16 protein-coding genes and 1 tRNA gene are annotated in these 19,228 nt (G+C 55.0%); 9 read left to right on the top strand and 8 right to left on the bottom strand.

Annotation, left to right across the window (positions count from 1 at the left end; translation table 11 throughout):
* Positions 1-94: 94 nt before the first annotated feature.
* Positions 95-493, top strand: coding sequence for a hypothetical protein (locus VOI22_RS12895; protein WP_323796871.1), 399 nt, complete (start codon positions 95-97; stop codon positions 491-493).
* Positions 494-587: 94 nt separating this feature from the next.
* Entirely contained in the window at positions 588-1,133 is a 546-nt protein-coding gene (locus tag VOI22_RS12890; protein WP_323796870.1) for a PAS domain-containing protein, read from the top strand.
* Between the two features lie 76 nt (positions 1,134-1,209).
* Here VOI22_RS12890 and VOI22_RS12885 read toward each other — a convergent pair whose 3' ends face one another.
* The 3 genes from VOI22_RS12885 to dctP all read right to left on the bottom strand — a co-directional run bounded on the left by VOI22_RS12885 (position 1,210) and on the right by dctP (position 4,073).
* On the bottom strand, positions 1,210-2,487 hold the full coding sequence (locus VOI22_RS12885) for a TRAP transporter large permease (RefSeq protein WP_028467587.1): 1,278 nt from the start codon (positions 2,485-2,487) through the stop codon (positions 1,210-1,212).
* On the bottom strand, positions 2,487-2,996 hold the full coding sequence (locus VOI22_RS12880; RefSeq protein WP_323796869.1) for a TRAP transporter small permease: 510 nt from the start codon (positions 2,994-2,996) through the stop codon (positions 2,487-2,489). The genes VOI22_RS12885 and VOI22_RS12880 overlap by 1 nt, the downstream gene beginning before the upstream one ends.
* 78 nt (positions 2,997-3,074) lie before the next feature.
* A complete protein-coding gene (dctP, locus tag VOI22_RS12875; RefSeq protein ID WP_323796868.1) occupies positions 3,075-4,073 on the bottom strand; it encodes a TRAP transporter substrate-binding protein DctP in 999 nt (332 codons plus the stop codon).
* A gap of 311 nt (positions 4,074-4,384) precedes the next feature.
* On the opposite strand from dctP, the gene VOI22_RS12870 reads away from it, so the two are divergent.
* Entirely contained in the window at positions 4,385-4,792 is a 408-nt protein-coding gene (locus VOI22_RS12870; protein ID WP_323796867.1) for a DCC1-like thiol-disulfide oxidoreductase family protein, read from the top strand.
* Between the two features lie 39 nt (positions 4,793-4,831).
* Here VOI22_RS12870 and VOI22_RS12865 read toward each other — a convergent pair whose 3' ends face one another.
* A complete protein-coding gene (locus tag VOI22_RS12865; protein ID WP_323796866.1) occupies positions 4,832-6,460 on the bottom strand; it encodes an FMN-binding glutamate synthase family protein in 1,629 nt (542 codons plus the stop codon).
* Positions 6,461-6,626: 166 nt separating this feature from the next.
* Positions 6,627-6,711, bottom strand: a tRNA-Ser gene (locus tag VOI22_RS12860).
* Between the two features lie 127 nt (positions 6,712-6,838).
* Here VOI22_RS12860 and VOI22_RS12855 point away from each other — a divergent pair.
* Positions 6,839-8,149 carry a tyrosine-type recombinase/integrase gene (locus VOI22_RS12855; protein WP_323796865.1) on the top strand — a complete coding sequence of 437 codons (1,311 nt, stop codon included), beginning with the start codon at positions 6,839-6,841 and terminating at the stop codon, positions 8,147-8,149.
* Positions 8,150-9,031 (top strand): hypothetical protein, encoded by an 882-nt coding sequence (locus VOI22_RS12850; protein ID WP_323796864.1) that lies wholly within the window; start codon positions 8,150-8,152, stop codon positions 9,029-9,031. It begins immediately after the preceding gene.
* Between the two features lie 45 nt (positions 9,032-9,076).
* Here the strand turns inward: VOI22_RS12850 and VOI22_RS12845 are convergent, their stop codons facing one another.
* A complete protein-coding gene (locus tag VOI22_RS12845; RefSeq protein ID WP_323796863.1) occupies positions 9,077-9,580 on the bottom strand; it encodes a hypothetical protein in 504 nt (167 codons plus the stop codon).
* 139 nt (positions 9,581-9,719) lie between these two features.
* Between VOI22_RS12845 and VOI22_RS12840 the strand changes: the two genes are divergently transcribed.
* From VOI22_RS12840 to VOI22_RS12825, 4 genes are all read left to right on the top strand, one after another.
* Positions 9,720-9,893 (top strand): hypothetical protein, encoded by a 174-nt coding sequence (locus VOI22_RS12840; protein ID WP_323796862.1) that lies wholly within the window; start codon positions 9,720-9,722, stop codon positions 9,891-9,893.
* Between the two features lie 470 nt (positions 9,894-10,363).
* A complete protein-coding gene (locus VOI22_RS12835) occupies positions 10,364-10,579 on the top strand; it encodes a hypothetical protein (RefSeq protein ID WP_323796861.1) in 216 nt (71 codons plus the stop codon).
* Between the two features lie 209 nt (positions 10,580-10,788).
* Positions 10,789-11,295, top strand: coding sequence for a helix-turn-helix domain-containing protein (locus tag VOI22_RS12830; protein WP_323796860.1), 507 nt, complete (start codon positions 10,789-10,791; stop codon positions 11,293-11,295).
* Positions 11,295-12,578, top strand: a complete 1,284-nt coding sequence (locus tag VOI22_RS12825) for a DnaB-like helicase C-terminal domain-containing protein (RefSeq protein WP_323796859.1) — start codon at positions 11,295-11,297, stop codon at positions 12,576-12,578. Before VOI22_RS12830 ends, VOI22_RS12825 begins: the two co-directional genes overlap by 1 nt.
* A 234-nt stretch (positions 12,579-12,812) precedes the next feature.
* On the opposite strand, the gene VOI22_RS12820 is transcribed toward VOI22_RS12825, so the two are convergent.
* Together VOI22_RS12820 and VOI22_RS12815 are read right to left on the bottom strand one after the other, a co-directional pair.
* Positions 12,813-14,531, bottom strand: a complete 1,719-nt coding sequence (locus VOI22_RS12820) for an NERD domain-containing protein (protein WP_323796858.1) — start codon at positions 14,529-14,531, stop codon at positions 12,813-12,815.
* An 8-nt stretch (positions 14,532-14,539) separates the two neighbouring features.
* Positions 14,540-19,210: a protein NO VEIN domain-containing protein gene (locus VOI22_RS12815; RefSeq protein WP_323796857.1), complete on the bottom strand. Its 4,671-nt coding sequence runs from the start codon at positions 19,208-19,210 to the stop codon at positions 14,540-14,542.
* Positions 19,211-19,228: the final 18 nt, after the last annotated feature.

Genomic DNA, 19,228 nt, shown 5'->3' with positions numbered 1-19,228 from the left:
GTTTGATTTTCCAATCAAATTTGAGGTTCGTTGGAGGGAATATCATTGCGCATATTATACTACGCATTTATTCTGGTAAAAAAAACAGGGATAAATGAAGCGCGTGATAGAAACGAATCTCATCTATCGAAACGGCTTTCATTTCCTGACAATCAGAGTTCGGGGAGTTCTGACCGGGGCGGTTGTCGGGGCAGGCATGGAAGCGCTTGATGAATATGAAGAATATGCGGCTGGAATCCCAGTCTTATGGGATCTTCAGGAGGCTGATCTGTCGCAGTACACAACGGCAGAAATGGAAATTACCAACCGTTTCCTCCAGAACCATCCCGGACGCAGGAACGCAAAATCAGCAAGCCTGTTGCCCGACCGCGGAGCAATGCTTCTGGCACGTCTCTGGTCGGTCTACGGCGTAGATCAGGTGCCGCTGCAGCGAGAAGCATTTCTGAAGCTCGAAGATGCACTCGAGTGGCTCGCCCCGGATTCCTGCAGCTAGAAACGCCCCATTTGTCAGGGACATTTTTTGCTTGGGTGACGAATTTGTAAAATACTCGCTACGATAGATATTTGATGCGACCGGGAGAGAGCGTTTGAATGCTGCCCTGGAAAAAATATTGTCGAAAATATTTCCAGAACCAGCACCTGCCGATCTGGCGAAGTTTGCGCAGTACTGGATCCAGCAGCGGCAGGGACGGCTCATGCCACGGATGCGCGATATAGACCCGGTGGACATACCATGGGCGTTGCTCCGTATTTTCGTGCTTGTTCGCGGACGCGATGGGCGCTTTGCCTACCATCTGGTTGGTGATGCAATGGATCAGATGTTGGGCTCGAGGCTAAAAGGCAAGACGGCGTTTGATGTCTTCGAGCCTGCTTATGCGCGTCACACCGATCAGCGCTGGGAAAAGGCAGCGCGCGACAAGTTGATTTGTTACACGGTATCTACGCATTTGACCGCTGGAAACGTACCGCGGACGTCCTGCCGCATCATGCTGCCGCTTTCTGACGATGGCGATAGCGTTGACCGGTTGATCGGTTTGGCCAAATTCGACCTTCCGACAGTCAAGGATCCGCCGGAAAAACGTAATTGGGATGATCGGATCGTGCACTGGACAAACGTCCTGTCACTTGACTGATCACGGTTTCCTGACAGGAGGTTCGTTTTAGAGGTGCCGCTGTAAAACGAGGGAAACTTTGTAATCTCGGAACCGCTCAACGCATCAGCTGATAGGGAATGTAAAGCGCCAGATCCTGCCAGAACCAGAGCAGCACGGCCGTTGCCAGCATGATGATGGCGAACGGGACCGCACCACGGGCGACATCCTGCAGGCTCGCCTTGCCGACAGCCTGTATGACAAACAGGTTCATGCCGACCGGCGGCGTGATCAGCGCGGTCTCGATCAGCACGACGAAGAATATCCCGAACCAGATCGGGTCGATATTCATGTTGAGCACGGCGGGCAGCATGACCGGCACCATGATCAGCAGCATCGACAGGCTTTCCAGGAAGAACCCCATGATCAGCAGCACAGCTCCGACCGCCAGCATGAAGAGGCCCGGCGTCGAGATGCTCTCGGTCAGCAGCGCCGAGATCGACTGCGGGATCAGGTAGAGCGTGATGGCGTAGGAGAACACCTTGGCGCCTGCAACGATGATCAGCACCATCACGGAGGTGCGGAGCGAGGCTTCCACCGCTTCCTTCAGCTTCGGCCAGTCCATCCGACCCATGGCGAAGGTGATGCCGAGAGCGACCACGAACCCGAGCCCGGCGCTTTCCGACGGGGTGGCAATACCGAGATAGATCGATCCAACCACGGCGGCGGCCAGCAGGATGGTCGGAAGGGCGCCCAGGGTGGCCGTGCCACGTTCGCTCCAGCTCGCCCGGTCCACCGGCTCGTAAGAGCCTGAGAAGCGTGCATAGGCCATGCCGTAAAGCGTGAAGACGCCAGCCAGGAAGAGGCCGGGGCCGATTCCGGCCAGGAACAGGGTGGGAATGGAGGATTCCGAGATCACGCCATAGATGATCAGCGGGATCGAGGGTGGAATCAGGATGCCGAGCGTGCCGCCGGCAGCCAGCATGCCGAAAACAAAACGCCGGTCATAGCCGCGCGCGACCATCTCCGGGATGGCGACGGTGCCGATGGTCGCCGCAGTCGCCACCGACGAGCCGGAGATGGCGGAGAACAAAGTGCAGGACAGAATGGTCGCGACGCCGAGGCCGCCGGGCCAGTGCCCCACCCAGCTTTGCACGGCGGCATAGAGATCGCGCCCGACGCCGCCTTTCAGCAGCACGTTCGACATCAAGAGGAACATCGGCACGGCCAGCAGCTCGAAACTGTCCATGGAGCCGTGCAGGCGCTGCGGGACCGCCACCATGGGCAAGCCCTTGAGGGCGAGCAGGATGACGCCGAGTCCGCCGAGGGCGAAGGCAACGGGTGTGCGCAGCAGCAGCAGGGCGACCAGTGCCGTCAGGATCAGGAAGGCTTCCATCAGTGCGCGCCTTCCAGCACATCGTCCTCAGGCAGGTCCTCGGTCCAGACCCGGACGAGCTGGGCGAGGCCCTGCAGCACAAGCAGTGCATTTCCGAGCCACACCGGGGCCTGGGTGAACCATTTCGGCGGGGCGAGATAGGTATCGGTGGTGTGTCCGGCCAACGTGTCGTGCAGCCAGAGCGAGAAGCCGTAATAGATCGCGGTGCCAGCAAACAGGAACATCACCAGGATGGCGAGGGTTTCGGCAAGCCGGCGCCAGAGCGTGTTCGGATTGCGCAGGATCAGCTCGATGGTGACCATCTCGCGGTGCTTCAGCACGAAGGCCGCGGCGAGATAGACCACCCAGATCTGCAGGATGCGGCTGACCTCGTCGACCCAGATGGTCGGCGCATTAAAAACGTAGCGCATGACGATCTCGAAGGTGATGAAGAAGCCGACGGCGACCAGGCTCCAGGCGCAGAGCTTGCCGACGAACTCGGAAAGGGCGTCTACCCAGCGCACAAACATACCGGCTTCTTTCTTCGGGTCGTGTTGCGGAATGAGGACACCGGGGGCTGGACGGTCCAGCCCCCGGTGTCGCTCGGTTTAGTTGCCTGCAGCGGCCTTGACGGCCTTTACGGCGGCGGCACCCTTGTCGCCGGTTTCCTTGACGAAGCGATCGACGATGCCGGCGGTCGCTTTCACCCAGGCGGCGCGTTGTGCGTCTGTCAGCTCGACGACATTCATCTTGCTGCGGGCTTCGTCGACGGCGGCGGCCTGTTGAGCGAAGATTTCGTCGCGCAGCTTCTGTTCAACCTCGCGGGCGGCATCGTCGATGATCTTCTTCTGAGCGTCGGTCAGGCCTTCGTAGAAGTCCTTGTTCATCACGGCGACGAACTCGATTGCGGTGTCATAGGTCAGGGTCATGTGATCCATGACTTCATAGAGCTTGCGCGACTTCACGGCAGAGGCGCCGGTCATGCCGACATCGACCGCGCCCTGCTGGTAGGCCAGGAACTGCTTGGAGCCGGACATCAGGGTTGGCGCGCCACCGAGGGCCTCGACGGTCCAGCCCTGGATCTTGCCATAGGTCCGGACTTTCTTGCCTTTCAAGTCGGACGGCTCGACGATCGGCGCATCCTTGCCAAGATAGATGTTCAGGCCGAATGCCTGCCACCAGAGGATCTTGTTGTTGGTTTCCTTCAGGATCGAGGCATCGAGTTCCTTGCGCATCGCGGAACCCGGTGCGACGGCGGCGCGAACATGCGCCTCGCTTTCGAAGATGAAGGGAATGGAGACCACGTCGACCGTCGGCACGGAGCCGGCGAACCGGCCGATGAAGGCGGAGCCGGCCTCGACCGCACCGGACCCGACGGCGCCGGGTACTTCCTTGTCCTTGAAAAGCTGAGCCGACGGGAACAGCTGGATTTGCAGATCGCCGCCGGATTTCTCTTCGACGATCTTCTTGAAAGCGAGCCAGTTCTGGCCGAGGGAGTGCTTCTCCGGAAGCTGCAGCGTGACCCGGATGGTGGTCTCGGCAAAGGCCTGAACCGGCGCGGCAACCAGAGCAGCCGCGGCAACGGCACCCAAAATCCAACGCTTCATGGTTTCCTCCTGGAAATACATTTTCTGTGACTTATCGAAAGGTTCGTTCAATTTGCATCCCGTCAGGGCAACGGTCGCATTCTGTAGAAAGGAATTCGGCACGTTTCATATCCGAATTTGCGCACGGGTCAACAGGTGTGATCCGGAAAGCGAAGGCTGAACGGTGCAATGTATGGAGCGGGTTGAGCTTGGCGCAGGCATTTCTCGCAGTTCCGTTGCGATGTTGCGACAATTCACCTGACGCTGTTTTCCGTCGGCCGACCTATAGTCGGCTTTCCAGTTAGTTTTACACTGATGGCCGCACAGTCAGAATGAGTTCCGATCTTGAAGGCTTCTGGTTGATCTATGACGGCGACTGTCCTGTATGCCGCTCGACCGCCCATGCTTTCGCCATCAGGAAAGAATATGGGGTTTTGAACCTCGTGAATGCCCGCGCCGCGCCGGATCATCAGGCGTGCAAGAGAGCGCGGGTAGAGGGACTTGATCTTGATGAGGGGATGGTGATTTTTGCCGACGGTGAGATTTATCACGGTGCGGGGGCTGTATCCTTTCTGGCGGCTTTTGGCGAACCTGCAAGTCTGCTGACAAGGGCTGGCTTGATGCTGCACCGCTCACCCGGGCTTTCGGCTTGCGTTTATCGAGCGCTGCGCGGTCTTCGGAATATCCTGCTTCGGCTAAGGCGCATCAGGCCGATCGATAACCTGCATCGTTCTGATTGAATCAGAAGGATCATCTGTGCGACGCAGGCCGAAGAGTGCTCACGGTTGTTTCTCGGTCGCCGCATGGGCGCCGGACTCTCTGAACTCCATCGCGTCAGCCGGACGGAAATTGTCGGCCCGGGCGAGGTTCCACGGGGTGGCGAAGGCTTCCGGGCAATCCTCCTCGAAGAGCTGCCCCGGTGCCAGCCGGTGGTGCAGGATGCTGTCCGGGTCGGTTGCGCGAATGTGCAGCGTTTCGGGCCGTATCTGGCTCGGGTCGTCCAGACCCATCGCACCAAGCATTTCGGCGAAGCCGCGCAGCGTGTTGCGGTGGAAGTTCGAGACCCTCTTGTACTTGTCTTCGACGGCGAGGCCGCGCTGGCGTGTCGGGTCCTGGGTCGCCACGCCGGTCGGGCAGCGGTTGGTATGGCAGGCGCGGGCCTGGATGCAGCCGATCGAGAACATGAAGCCGCGGGCTGCGTTGCACCAGTCGGCACCGAGGGCGATGGCGGTGGCGATGTCCGCGCCGGAGATGATCTTTCCGCTGGCTCCGATGCGGATATGCTCGCGGATCCCGGCGCCGATGAGCGTCATATGGACGAGATGCAGCCCTTCGCGCAACGGCATGCCGAGACTGTTGGTGAATTCCACGGGAGCCGCGCCGGTGCCGCCCTCCTTGCCGTCAACGACAATGAAATCGGGATAGGTTCCGGCCGCGATCATCGCCTTGCAGATCGCCATGAACTCGTGTGGATGGCCGACGCAGAGCTTGAAGCCGACCGGCTTGCCGCCGGACAGCCGGCGCAGCTCGCCGAGGAAGGCGACAAGCCCGGTCGGGGTCGAGAAAGCGGGATGTGCGGCCGGGGAAACACAATCCTGTTCCATCGGGATGCCGCGTGTCTCGGCGATTTCGGGTGTGATCTTGGAGGCCGGCAGAACGCCGCCATGGCCGGGTTTCGCACCCTGGGAAAGCTTGAGCTCCACCATCTTGACCTGAGGGTCGGCGGCGATCGCGGCGAATTTCTCCGCATCGAACATGCCGCCCCCGGTGCGGCAGCCGAAATAGCCCGACCCGATCTGCCAGATCAGATCGCCGCCAAAGCGCCGGTGATGCGGCGAGATCGAACCCTCACCCGTGTCGTGCGCGAAGCCGCCGGTTGCCGCCCCCCGGTTAAGTGCCGCAATTGCGTTGGCGCTGATTGCCCCGAAGCTCATTCCCGAGATGTTGAGCAGGGAAATGTCATAGGGCTGCGTGCAGTCCGGCCCGCCGACTTGGCGGCGGAAGTTGTTGTTCTTGGGATGCAATGGGGCCAGGGAGTGCGTGAAATAACCGTATCCCGCCTTGTAGACGTCCATCTGTGTGCCGAAGGGAACCGTTTCCTGCTCCTGCTTGGCGCGCTGGTAGACGAGCGAGCGCTGCTCCCGGTTGAAGGGGAAGGCGTCGCCGTCGCTTTCAATCAGATACTGCCGGATCTCCGGACGAATGCCCTCGAACAGCCAGCGCATATGGGCGATCACTGGGTAGTTGCGCAACAGGCTGTGCCGACTCTGGATCAGGTCCCATATGCCGAGAAGTGTCAGCGGTCCGGCAATGGCGAGAACGATCCATCCCCATCCGATACCGGCTAGTCCAAGACCAAGTGAGGCGAGGGCTGCTATGATGATGGCAACAAAGAATGCGAAACGCACTACGGTCTCTCCCCGCACTGATACAGATCCGGCCGCCAAGGGTAGACGCGGTTTAGACTGTCGGGAAGGGGCTCATCGAACCGCGACGGTTCACTTGCGCCAGTTCCTGCTCTTGGCGCGGACGCCAGACGCCCCTTGAGAGGCGAATTCAAGATTTTGAAAAGATTGGCGCACCCGAGAGGATTCGAACCTCTGACCTCTGCCTTCGGAGGGCAGGTGCGGCGTGTTTTTTCAAGTTTCCCGGTCTTTGCGTTTGTTTGCTAAGTACATATTATATATAGGTAAGTTGCATGCCTCGTGGATGGTCGTGATTTCCTAGAATTACCCGAGTTTGCTTCCGCGTGCTTCCGCAGTGCTTCCGTGGGATAATTGCAGCAGATGCCAAAATTGACGAAACGAGTGGTGGAAGCGGCCGTTCCAAAAGGCCGCGATGCTTTCATCTGGGATGACGAGTTACCCGGATTTGGGATTCGTGTTTTCAGTTCAGGGAAGCGTAGCTATCTGGTCCAGTATCGGTCGGAGGGTCGGACTCGACGGGTCACGATCGGATTGCACGGCCCCGTTACCTGTGATGTGGCGAGAAAGCGGGCCAGGGAACTTCTCGGGAATGTCGCTGGTGGAGGAAACCCAGCAGAAGAGCGATCTCTCCAACGCAAGGCAATGACTGTTAAACAGCTTTGCGACGTCTATTTGGAAGCCGCAGAGAAGGGGCTGATTTTCGGCAAGAAGGGGTTGCCGAAGAAGCCGTCTACGTTGGCGACGGACCGGGGGCGGATCACCCGTCACATTGTGCCATTGCTCGGAAACAGAAAAGCACGAGATCTCACGGCACCGGATATCAACCGCTTCATGCGAGACATAATCGCGGGAAAAACAGCCATCAGCGTAAAGACGGGTCTGAGAGGCAGAGCGATAGTTCGCGGAGGAAAGGGCACGGCGGCTCGAACTGTTGGATTGTTGGGCGGTATTCTCAGTTACGCGGTTTCCGAGGGTGTCATCCCGTCAAATCCGGCACGAGGAGTTAAGCGGCCATCAGACGGGAAAAGAGTGGTTCGCATGTCGCAGGGGCAGTACCGCGCCTTGGGGAATGCGCTTGCCGCTGCGGAAGCCGGAGGAGAGCCATGGCAGGCAATCACTGCGGTGCACCTGCTCGCATTAACCGGGTGCCGGCGAGGTGAAATCGAGAATCTGCGTTGGGATGAGGTTGATCTTGCAGCGCAATGTTTCCGACTGTCGGATTCCAAAACCGGCGACAGCGTCCGCCCGCTTGGCTCCGCTGCGGTAACCCTTCTTTCCGGGGTGCCGCGCGGTGGCCGCTATGTCTTCCCTCGCAGAGGGGATGATAAACCGTTTTCCGGGCTGCCCAAGGTTTGGCCTCGGATAATAAAGCGCGCGGTATGTGCCGCGATACCGGCCGACCCATCTGAAGCAGAGGGGCTAAAATCCCTAACGCCTCACGGATTGCGACATGCATTTGCGAGTGTCGCTGGCAGTGAGCTTGGTCTCACGGAGATCACTATTGCAGCTCTGCTGGGACATGCTTCGAATTCGACCACCAGCGGATACATCCACCATATCGACAGCGCATTGATCGCGGTTGCTGACCGGGTTGCAGGATACATCGAATGGGCAATGACGGGCTCAGAGAACAGGAACAGGGTTTTTCAACTCGTCCCAAAGGAGGGGTGAATGACGGTTTTTAAAGATGTTAGTGATGAAACTCGCGCCGCGCGTCTTCGGCGGATCGCCCAATTAAAAAGTATCGGTAAGGTAAAGGACATTGAAGCCGCGTACCCAGCCTTATCGCGGTACGAGCTTAGCCAACTATTAGAAGAATCAGAGGGACAGCTTAGTCGAGACGACTTACGAAGGACTGAGATAGAAGCGAATTGGAAACCCCCAGAAACTCGCGAAGCGATTTCTCAAACGGTCGTTGGTCTTTGCGAGACTGTTTCGTGGCTTGGTTTGGGAAAAAAACTGAATCCTGAGGAATTTAAAGATTACAAGGCAACAGCTGATTGGGAAGCCTCGGCTCGAACTGAGGTTGCGATTGAATGGGCTTGGGACATTCTAAGAGACGCACTGTTGCTCGAGGATATCCAAGCGAAAGGTTCAAGGTATGGACGCGAGCCGAAGGATATTATCCGTCAGTCATATTTCGAGGACCCTATTTTCCCGAGTTTCACAAAAGCGGATGCTTTGTCGGTAGACCCGAATAACGCGTTCGATGTCGGGGTAGATGCTATTGAACGCTTCGAGCGAGTTACGTTTCTCGTGCGTGATTTGGAGGAACTAGTTCAATATCTGGAGGACGGCCTCCGTCCAAATGCCAGTGAGATGCGATCGCCGGGACGCCCAACCGACAAGCAGAAAATATTGCAAAATCTCAAAAAGCGTATCGAGAATGATGACGTTTGCGAGACTTTAGCGAGTGAAGCTCGCTATCAATTTGGCTGGTGTGAAAAGGAGATGCCTCTAAGCAAGTATACTCCAAATGGTCCAAAATCTATGGAGAATATTATAAGAATTATGTTTAATAAAAATAAAAGAAAAAAAGCCGAGATAGATTGAGGGGAAATGAGTTTTGTATCTATATTGTATTTAAGTTATTTAGGTTTATACACAGTGATTATTTCTATTTTTCCGTTTTGACTGAAGGCTCATTCTCGATTTCTCAGTTGAGCCAGTTAGCGCGATTTTTTTTCCAGTGGGGCGGTCGGCTATGCTGCCTTCACCCTTCACCGCGCATAAGGTAACCCTGACCGTCCAGGGCCTACTGATTCGTAATTTGATAAAGCTTACCAACCGTTCGAAATACTGAGTGATCTTCTCGAACGCACGCCGAACAGGACCGAGAGCCTTGAGATCGCCCGCCCAATAGGATGCGTAGGCGTGCGCTGCGGCTTCCTCGGCACGGGTTGCGGCGCTGTCGTTGCCATACCGGGCATCAATATCAAATTGACGTTGCCAGCGACCATTATCTGGCCCATCGAAGAGCAAGCTTTCCTCTTTGGCAACGAACAGAACTTGCCGTCTGAGGTCATGGGGTATCTCGTGGGTCAGTGTGCGGGCGGGTTCGGGGTGTTCCGGAACCTCTCTCCTCTGATCCATATAGCGCATGGCAATGATGATTGCACGGCCAACAGGGCATATCCGCAATCGAAACACATGAGGCAGGGCGGTTTTTCTTGGCGTCGACGATGCGATCGACCACCAGTATATTGGTATTGGGGTTCAGTTTGCGGGCGACACTGAGAAGATGGCTGCGCAACTGGTCCGCCTGCTGCCGGAATTCCGGCTTCCGGTATTAGCGGTTGCCCGCATGCTCAAAAGAAAGATCCTCGCCCGGAAGTTCCAAGAGTTTATCTTCGATAGCAAGCCTGTCTTCGGGGTTTCTTACCGGGCTGGGTTCTTGGAGCTCAATGCCTTTTGAATCGAGGCGCCCGACTCGCGCATCTCGCGCCTTAGCGATTCTTGCTCAGAGCGAGACAACGTTGCGGAAACTAACAATGTAATGGGCTTCGTCTGCTGTGCGGGGTGACGAGTCGATTCCGATTTGTTCACATTCTTCATTGCCGCACCTGCCTTTGATCAGTTTTGCATCGAGCTTTGTCGCTCCAAGATGGTCCGTGCGACAAGCATCGGCAAGAACACGGTTTTCGTGCCGGCAATCTTACCGCCCTGACTCAGGTTTAGCGCACGATTTTTAACAACGTGCCGCCCTTGGCCACCGCATCGTCGAAGAAAACATACTTCGCGTCGTGTTCAAGTGTCGTGCTGCCCGATGCCATTAAAATATAATTTCATGGCTAATTTAATGGCATTTATCGTGGCCCTTTAGGAGAAGCACGCTGGCTCCCGGTCGATCGCTAGGCATCGACATCAATTACGGGAGAAACCAAAGTGCGAAATCTTACACCTTCCCTAGCCTGTAAATATCTTCTGGAGCAGCACGGCATCAAGCGGACGCCGGCAACTCTGGCGAAGCTCCGATGCATGGGTGGTTCGCCTCAGTACTTTAAGGCTGGCCGCTACATTCTTTATCCGAAGGATGCGCTGGAAGATTGGGCGCAGGAGCTGCTTGGTCAAATTCGTCACTCGACAAGTGAGGGGAGCTGACCATGGTGCAAAAGGAATGCCCCGCCGGATCTGCAAATCCGAGCGGGGCCATGAAAAGATCCCCAGCAAAGCAGAACCCAATCGATCAGCAGATTACCTTTTGCCGATCAATAGTTCAATTGATACGAGCCTGGTTGCTTCGACTTCCCCATTGGCTTTCGCGACCGGCCGGTTTGCTGTCCTTCAGGCCAGTCAAGCGGACCTGAGCAATGAGCATCAAAGTGATGAACCTGGTGAGGACGGCTGTTATGCCGTCCTCTACAGACAAGCTTGTCTTGATGATGATGGCCTCCTACGCCGATGATCGGGGTGGCAGTATTTTTCCCTCTGCATCCAGGCTCTCGGCTGATTGTGCATTGACTGCGAGAGGCCTTCGCAAATCGCTGAGGCGTCTCGAAGAGTCGGGACTTTTGCATTTGTTAGAAAGGAGCACCAACAGCGCGCGAAGGACGAACCTCTATGAGATCGACCTGCGTCAGCTGGGGCGGCTTTCAGCAGCGAGAAATGGCGCGGAAACCGAATCTCGCAGCCTTTTGGTCGATGTGGAGGAACAGGGGAACGACGTTCCGCCCTCCCGGAACACTGTTCCTCGATACCCTGAACACGGTTCCGCCAATACGTTAGTTAAAGAAAATGAATCTCTGAAGGCTAATGCTGAAGAGTCCGATAATCGAGACAGGGAAAGGCACGTGGCGGCTCTTCAGAGGGTGTTTTAGTGAAACCTCCTATCCTCGATACATCCGAACTGGAGACGGCGTTTCTCGCGGCTCTTCTGGAGAAACCAGAGGCCTATTTCGAGGTCCTGGGCTCAGTTGCTGCGGAAGATTTTTCGGATCCGTTGTATTCGGAAATCTGGCATCAGATGGGTGTCTGCATGCAGCAGGATGGCAATATTTCGGCGGTCGCGTTGCACGGACGGTTGATGAGTTTCAGAGAGCCTTCCTTTGATCCTGCTGTTGTACTCGCCCGCCTCGGGCGCTGTGTTATTACAACAAGCGGGATTCCGAACTATGCAAAGCAGATCAGGGAGGCGGCACGCCTGCGGCGCCTGGCGGATCTCGGAAATCGAATTTGCAGGGATGTCGCTCAATCCGGTCTCGGGACTGGCGAGGTGGACCAGATCACGGCTTCCACTATCCAAACGGCCCTGGAGATAGGGTCATCGACAGCGCAACCGATCGGGTTTACCGAACTGGGAGACCGACTGCGAAGCCGCCTAGAAGCGCCGCCGGCTGCGAGCAGTACCGGTTTCCCTCGTCTGGACAAGGCTTTGGGCGGTGGGTTCTATCCCGGCCGTGTTTATGGCATATGCGCACCGAAGAAGGCGGGGAAGACAACGTTCCTCTCAAGCATTGCCTACAACTTGGTCGAGAATGCAGAGCCGTGGGCCTACATCGCGCTGGAAATGGGGGCTGACGAGATCTTCGAGAGGATGCTGGCGAGACGCATGGGAATTAACGCGTCGGATTTTTTGAGCCCGGACATACGCAATCAGCAGCACGTCAAGAGCCAGCTTGAGACAGCCACTAAATGGTTTGAACAGAGCACTTCCGTTTTTCGCCCAAGACCCGGAATGCCGCTCGATGAACTGATCGCGTTCTTTGCCCAGATTGCACTCAAGAGGCAGTTCAAAGGGGTCTTTGTCGATTATCTGCAGCTCATTGGCGGAAGGCCAAAAGCAACGAGCGAGACCTACTGGCTGGACACGGTCGCTCAGGCGCTGGCGGAGGCGGCCAAGCGCCATCAGGTGTGGGTCGTTGTCGCCGCCCAGCTTGGCAGGCAGGACACGGTTTATGGTGGCGATGGTTTGGGGCGCGCATGCGACATCAATATGAAGCTGTCGACCATCGATCAGGAAGCCAGCCAGTCCAAGCGGGCATGGATCCAAATGCTCGACAGTCGCTATACGAACATCCGTGATGTTGGCGGGAAGACCGCACCGGCGTATGAGCTCGAGATAGAAGTGGGACCGTATTTCAGAGAGCTGCCGCTCCGCTGAATTGCCTACTTTTGCCAACCGAAGGCGAACCTTATTCGCAGTGATTTACTCTTCACCGAACTAACTGCGCTTCATGAAGTCCGCCCGCTCTAAGGTGACGGCCTCGACTCAAAAATTGAGAAATTTGCGGGACTCAGGTTAAAGCGATTTAATAAGCCCTGAGCCTAGGGGTTAGTAAATACATTAATGTTCTTCAGAGGTATTTCATTAGAGAGCTTATTGGACCAAAAAATACTATGATGCGGTTATGATTAACTCACAGGTCTCTCGTGATCCACACAAATAGAGGATGGATTTTGCTCTCGATAAACCAACGTAAAGCGTTTCCTTTCGCTCTGTTTTTGCCAATAAATCTAAGCCCCAAATAATCAGTATTCCGGTTTCAAGTCCTTTGAAGCGGGCCACTGTCTCAACCGTGACGGATTTATTCGAATTGCTGTCTACGCTGTCCCAGATATGACCGCTAGGTAGTTTAAATTTGTCCAAAACCTTTTGGTATTGCCTCCGTCGAGTTCGGTCAGCGATCAAGATGGCGATAGAAGAGGCCGGGACTTTTTCTGTCGTTAGGAGCCGGGTAACGAGGTCATAAATGCGCTTTGCCTGACGTTCTACATTTGGCGCATCGAGGATGTGTATGTCATCACCAGCTAAAGAGGGGGTCTCGACCGGCGTTCCAGAGTAATAAGTGTATGCAGCTTCATGAATTTGCTTCGTATTTCGACAATTGATCGTCAGGGTTATTGGCGCCGCATCGGCAGGAAATGTACTGGCTCGCGTGTAAACGTTCTGATTCTCATCATAGAAAATGTAGAGGGGTGAGGTCTCGCCGTCAGCGAGAAGCATTTCGATTGGAAGCCAAAACTCTTCACCAAAATCCTGCCCTTCGTCGATAACGATGGCATCGTATCGATCAGCCAGGATCTCAAGCGCATAGGCGAGTGCAATTGGGTAGTAGTGGTCCCAGAGGTCTTTTCCTGGGTAGGATTCCTTTGCTTCAGCAATTAGGTCTATTCCGCTCTCAGCTTGCGCCCGATCAACCAGATTTTTGCACAGCTTATGGAACCCGATCACCTCCAGGTTTTCATCACCTTCACAGACTCGTCTTAGATGTTCAGACAAAGGAACATTGTAGCAAGTCAGCAACGTCTTGAATCCTTCGCCAGCTAACCGCCTGGCTTTTTCTGTAGCAAGTACTGTTTTTCCGGTGCCTGCTCCGCCGCTAATGGCGACTCTTCGCTGCCGAGAGAGCAAATCCAGGATTTGGATTTGTTGTTGTGTCAGGCGAAGGCGCTCTTCTTCCTCGGTCGCGATCTTTGTGGACAGCAGAGGACGAGCCTCCACGACGCGAGCGAAAATGCGCCGCATCAATTGGACGCCAGACAAGCCCAATGGTTGCGAGCGGTCACTTTCTTCCTGATCTACCCAATAATCGAAAGCCCGCTCGACCCATTGCTCCAATTGGGGCAAATCCGAGCGATCACCAATAATCTCTGGCGGGGCTTCTGGACCTTGAAGGACTCTGCCGTCATCGACGTTCGGGAAGAATGCAGAGTGGCCAGCGATTACGCGACGTAAACGCAATTTCGGCCAATCTCTGTGCTCCCTCAGTTTCCGAATGATGTTGTATTTTCCAGTAGACGCCTGCCGAAAAGGGTTTGAGATGTCGTGAACGCGTCCGTCCTGGTCGGTAGATGTCCATTTTCCAGTACCTAAATCCGCGCGAATTCGGCCGCCCTTGACTTCAACAACTAGAAAACCTCGGTCTGGGTGGCAAATCAGAAAGTCAGCTTCGCCGTCATGAGCTTCGCCATCTGAACGAGCGATCCAGCTCACTGAATGAAAAACGCTGTACTCTGGAGGAAGGGATCTCTGACACGCCCGATAGAAGACCAACTCTCCCCTTGATTTGAAGGCGCTCTCGTCATTGCCGTAGTCGGGGTAGCAGGTGGCCATCGGAATCACTACTCAACCAATTCCATGCGGTTCATGTTGAAAGGTAGGTATTTTTTACCGTGGATCGTGAAGTCGATTGTGATTCTCGACGCGATCCCGAAATGTTGAACTTCAATGATTGTACCTTCTCCCCAATCCTCGACCCTGACTCTTCGACCGGGGATGAAGCGCGACTTAAGGTCTCCACCTTCCTCGTCGGCGACATTCCGCCAGACATAATCAAACCAAAATTCTGCCGCTTTAAAGAAGGGGTTCTGGATGGCGTGGATTTTTCGGATCTTGGGATCCAGCGCGTGCTCTACGACATACAGCCAGTATTCGTCGCCATATTCCTCCGCGTTCATTATCTGGGTACGCGTCAGTTTCACTCCCCGTTCAGTCCATTCCCCATCGAGCCCTTTCACTTCAATAAGGCGTTTCTCTCCAGAAGTTTTGGACCGGGATATGATGTCGTATCCAGGGTTGAAGTGGGGCATTCGCTCTACTGAACATTGACGGGTCACTTCGTACTCTATTGCAGTATTCATGGCGGCTTCGTCGATCGCCATGTTTCTTTCTTGTTGCCCCCTAGACCCATGAGATTGGTCGGCAGTTTCGTCGGACTGCGGAACGACATAAGACCGCATCCATTCTGTACGTCTGCTACCTGTCTTACGTTCCCCTGAATCAGAGCCGTCACCGTCCAAAGGCCTGTGTTTGCTCTCGCCCGTCTTCTCGTTGCTTGAGCGTCGCTCTGTTTCGGCTTCGCTCCGCCCGGTGCCTTCTCCAACATGGCTATCGTCATCAGTCTCAGAAGGAGGCGGGGCGTCCGTTCCCCCCGAGACGCCGGGGCCTGTATCTTGCTGATCTTCTTCGGCCTTTTCTTCACCTGCCGGCTCAGGTTCGCTTTCCGTTACTGCAAAAGCGTGGTCTGCGGAAATTTCGCCGAGGTCAGTCTCTTCGAATTCGGGGGCTCTCGGTTTTTCGTCGGATGGCGGGGTAAAGCCGGCTTGTTGCAATTGCTTGCGCGCTTCTTCTGCGGACGGAGCAAGCAACACATGATTGGCGCTGAGTGCGTACTGCCTGACATCAATGTTCTGGTCGCCTGGTATCAATGTCGAGAAAATCGCGCGTAGCGCAGGGATCCAGAACGTGTCGCCAAGGTCAAGGTGGAGGAAGAGCTTGTGGGCAGCACTGTCAAAAAGCACTGTCTCGCTCTTCGGGGTAGATACGATTGGCGGGTCTGTAAGGTCGAATACGGATCGGACCTGAATGTGATCAGTACGCGATACCTTGATCGAGTTGAGAGCGTCAAAAATTCTCTGACGGGCTTCCTTCCGAATTCCAGAGAAAAGCCAGAGCAGCAGATCTCGCCTTTCAGCAATGCGCTCCGTGGCTTCTTCGTCGGCAATTTCCTCTCCGAGGCGAATGGCCTCTAAATGAGTCACCGAAGAAAGTGGCTTTAGACCAAGCCAATCAAAAACCTCGCTATGCTCAGCGGCTGGATGGACCAAACGCCCATTCAACTCATCCCCGAAGGGTTCGGCCAGCCAAGGGCTGTCTCTAACGACAACCTCATCTGCAAAGGCAAGGCTCCCAGCGAGTGTCAGAAGGAAGGGGTGTTCCAGCAGTTCTTCAAGGAGGTTATGAGCCCTGCTAGGCGCTTCCCGCGCTTCAGTCGCAAGGGCATCCAGGCATATTCCATGGACTAATTGCACGTCCGTTGGCAGGGGGTCGGACCGGGTGCCAAATTCGTTGGCTATATCTACAAGGACGCCTGCGTAGGTGTCGCCATGTGGCTCCTCGGCGACACCCAGGAAATCGAACAGGTCTTTGTGCCGGTGCATCCAGTCCGGAGCTTGGAAACAATATCGGCTGAGACGCGGTCTGCTCCAAAATACTCTATTGGGCGCCACATACTTCTTAAGAGCGGAGCTGTAGATGCAATCTGTCGCGCGTAGCCTCTCTACGGAAAGAGGGTCTTCTTCTTCGAGAAGTTTTTCATTAAGGATCTGATATGCAAGTTCACTTGCCTCCTTGCCGCTTTGGGCGCAATGCGCGAGGTGCTCAACGATCACAGACGTGCCCGGTACCGCCGGCACTCCAAGGAAATCAAGGAAAGGGCCTGTTAGCGGTGCATTTCGGGTCTGTCGGACGGCAAGTACCGGAACCTGCGAATCAAAACCGGCCGCACGAAAAGGTTGGTAAAGCTCGTGGGGTGCATACCAAGCCTCTGTGTCTAAGGCGCTATCTTTTAATGCCGGTAGCCATTCTGTGTAACGAAGGCGTTGGATCTCGTCTCCGAATTCGTCCTCTCTATCCGCAATATTATCTTCATTGAATACTTGGAAAACGAACTGCAGCAGGTTCGACACGGCCCTTTGCGTGTTCTCCGAAGGGGCATGCTGCACGACCTCATCAATTCTATCGAGCGCGTGTTCTAGAGATGGTCGATGACGCATCCCCAATCGGGCTAGGAACGCCTGAACAACATCCTTTTGGAAGGGATCAAAGACAGATTTATCAACCCAGAGTGCATCCTGATTTCCGAGAAGCTCTGACAACTCTGGGGTTTTGAAGTAGCACTCTCGCGGACGGCGCATTTGTCCATCCTGCGTTTTGACGAGCGGCAGTTCTCTAAGAACTGCTCTCGTTTCATCGTTCTCAAGGAGCGAAGAGTGCGATGTTAGTTGGAGAAGCAACGCTATGTACTGATCGTCCGAAAGGCCTTCGACCAGTATCTCGGCAAGATGGTCTTTTACGTATGCTTCTAGAGTTAGTGTTTTGACTTTTAGTATATCGCGAAGAAATTCTTGCGATCGGTCATCGTAGTACCTGATGTCCAGTGTATCGAAACGACCCACAGGATCCTCGAAACCGCCGGGTAATACTGCTTCAGTGGGCTTCAGGTACCTACCGTGTCCGACGAGAATTGGAGAGCTGGCCACCGATGAAATATCTGTGATTCCCTCAGGTATGGGGTAAGAGGAAAGAAACCTGTAGAACTGTTTGATATGCTCGGGATCCGAGCCAAAAAAAGCTTCTGCAGTATTTTGATCTTTCACTCTTTCGGAGAGTTCAATCAGTAGCCTGTCAAAAGACAGCATATCGATGAGTTCATAGAGGTTATCAAACTCGCTGAACCATTGATCTACGAGAGGGAGTTCGCCGACATGTCTCTGGATTTCTGTGTTTTTGACTGACTGCGGAAGCCTGTAGAGGCCATCAATTGGTGCAAGAGCCGCATTAGCTTTTGGCACGAAGCGCACCTTTTGTAGGCGAGTGACAATGCCCGCTCCTACTTGTATGGTCTTGGAATCTTGGGGAAATAGAGAGTTAGTGACGGCCCAAAGAGGACGAACAATTTCTTCGATTGCTTTCTCGCTACCGGAAGTATCGGTATCAAGTTGGGATTGGTCCCAAATTTCCAGCGCGTCTACAACAGACCCAAGAGTAAGGCGCCTTGCTCCAAGGGCTTGTAAAGCGTTCTGATAGGGACGAAGAGTCCGATGCACCAAGTCGACGGAAATGTGGGTAAGTGCGCGTTCTTCGTCTTCAGTCGCTTCTCCAGGCGGGATCCGTCCCTTGTCGCAGCTGATCCAAAGTTCTCCGGAGGTCCACAAGATATCGGACCCACTAGCCTCTTCCTTAATCGCTTTCCAGAAACGCCCAAAATGGGCCGACTCCCTATGCTCAAACGCGTGGTCAATGAGTTTCCAAAGTTTGGCAGGGCCGAGAACACCGCAAAGTTGAGGCAAGTGTTGCGCGATCTCTCTTGCAGAGACTTCGAGAAGCATCTCGTTCCAGTGCCGTTCGTGCTGTTCCCCTGAGAGGACCAGGGCTTTTCTATTTTGTTCCGGGAAGAAGTCCGCATTTATGTGGCAGGGAACTGGTGATTCTTGTTCTGTCGGCAAATACGCAAACAGCCGGCCAGACCAGGTTTCATCCTCGGACAGGTTGAATGCAATTTGCAGATCTGTTTGTCGAGCCAGTTGCTCTATGGCCGGGTATTTCTCGCGCAGGGGCGCGGCTTTTGTTTCGGCCGAGGAGCGAAGCACATACCAATCTTCCAGACGGTTCTCAGGCACAACAGATAGCTGAATCTGGTTTTCGCCTACGTCTTTGCGCTTGACGTGTTTTACGACCTTGCCGCCTCGGATGATTTCAATAGAAGAGAGGTTGCGTAGGAATAAGAGGCAATCATTTGCGACCGAAATCAGGTCCGTTTGAACGGAATCCAAGTCGCTGGGGACTATTGCCGACGCACTTAGGGCCTCACGGATAGGGCTTTTTGCATCAAATGCCCACGGGAGCTCGAACTCGGATCCCTGCAGACCGTCGATAGGAGAAACGTGGTTTCGTTCTTCTAAAGGGTCGAGCTGAATTTGGACCCCTTGGGAGCGGATGATAGGAGTGTCGGTTATTTGATATACGGAAACAAAACCGATTCCGAACCGTCCGATCAGCGAAGGGTCACGATATTTGTTTCCGCTCCCGACGGTGCTTATTGCATGGAAGTCGCAAGCTTTTCGGGTGCCATCGCTAGGATCCCCATCAACTTCCCAAGGGCACTTAGCGTCTGTCCGACCGCAGCTTTGAAAACGCTCGTTATTCCAAACGCGCAGGCAATTGGGCTCTAACGAGAAGCGAATTTTGCTAGCGCCGGCGTCATCGGCATTTTGGATTATTTCCCGGGCCATAGAGTCAAATCCTTGGAG

It is taken from the genome of Nisaea sp., from assembly GCF_034670185.1.
In the GTDB taxonomy this organism is placed as follows: domain Bacteria; phylum Pseudomonadota; class Alphaproteobacteria; order Thalassobaculales; family Thalassobaculaceae; genus Nisaea.
Note: the sequence above shows the minus strand (reverse complement) of the source record. Positions and strands in the feature narration are given on the sequence as shown.

What these genes read in the sequence shown, in the direction of transcription:
- VOI22_RS12895 (WP_323796871.1), top strand. Translation starts at nt 95, where the DNA reads ATGAAGCGCGTGATAGAAACGAATCTCATCTATCGAAACGGCTTTCAT.
- VOI22_RS12885 (WP_028467587.1), bottom strand. Translation starts at nt 2,487, where the DNA reads ATGGAAGCCTTCCTGATCCTGACGGCACTGGTCGCCCTGCTGCTGCTG.
- VOI22_RS12880 (WP_323796869.1), bottom strand. Translation starts at nt 2,996, where the DNA reads ATGTTTGTGCGCTGGGTAGACGCCCTTTCCGAGTTCGTCGGCAAGCTC.
- dctP (WP_323796868.1), bottom strand. Translation starts at nt 4,073, where the DNA reads ATGAAGCGTTGGATTTTGGGTGCCGTTGCCGCGGCTGCTCTGGTTGCC.
- VOI22_RS12870 (WP_323796867.1), top strand. Translation starts at nt 4,385, where the DNA reads ATGAGTTCCGATCTTGAAGGCTTCTGGTTGATCTATGACGGCGACTGT.
- VOI22_RS12855 (WP_323796865.1), top strand. Translation starts at nt 6,839, where the DNA reads ATGCCAAAATTGACGAAACGAGTGGTGGAAGCGGCCGTTCCAAAAGGC.
- VOI22_RS12850 (WP_323796864.1), top strand. Translation starts at nt 8,150, where the DNA reads ATGACGGTTTTTAAAGATGTTAGTGATGAAACTCGCGCCGCGCGTCTT.
- VOI22_RS12845 (WP_323796863.1), bottom strand. Translation starts at nt 9,580, where the DNA reads ATGCGCTATATGGATCAGAGGAGAGAGGTTCCGGAACACCCCGAACCC.
- VOI22_RS12840 (WP_323796862.1), top strand. Translation starts at nt 9,720, where the DNA reads ATGGCTGCGCAACTGGTCCGCCTGCTGCCGGAATTCCGGCTTCCGGTA.
- VOI22_RS12830 (WP_323796860.1), top strand. Translation starts at nt 10,789, where the DNA reads ATGAGCATCAAAGTGATGAACCTGGTGAGGACGGCTGTTATGCCGTCC.
- VOI22_RS12820 (WP_323796858.1), bottom strand. Translation starts at nt 14,531, where the DNA reads ATGGCCACCTGCTACCCCGACTACGGCAATGACGAGAGCGCCTTCAAA.
- VOI22_RS12815 (WP_323796857.1), bottom strand. Translation starts at nt 19,210, where the DNA reads ATGGCCCGGGAAATAATCCAAAATGCCGATGACGCCGGCGCTAGCAAA.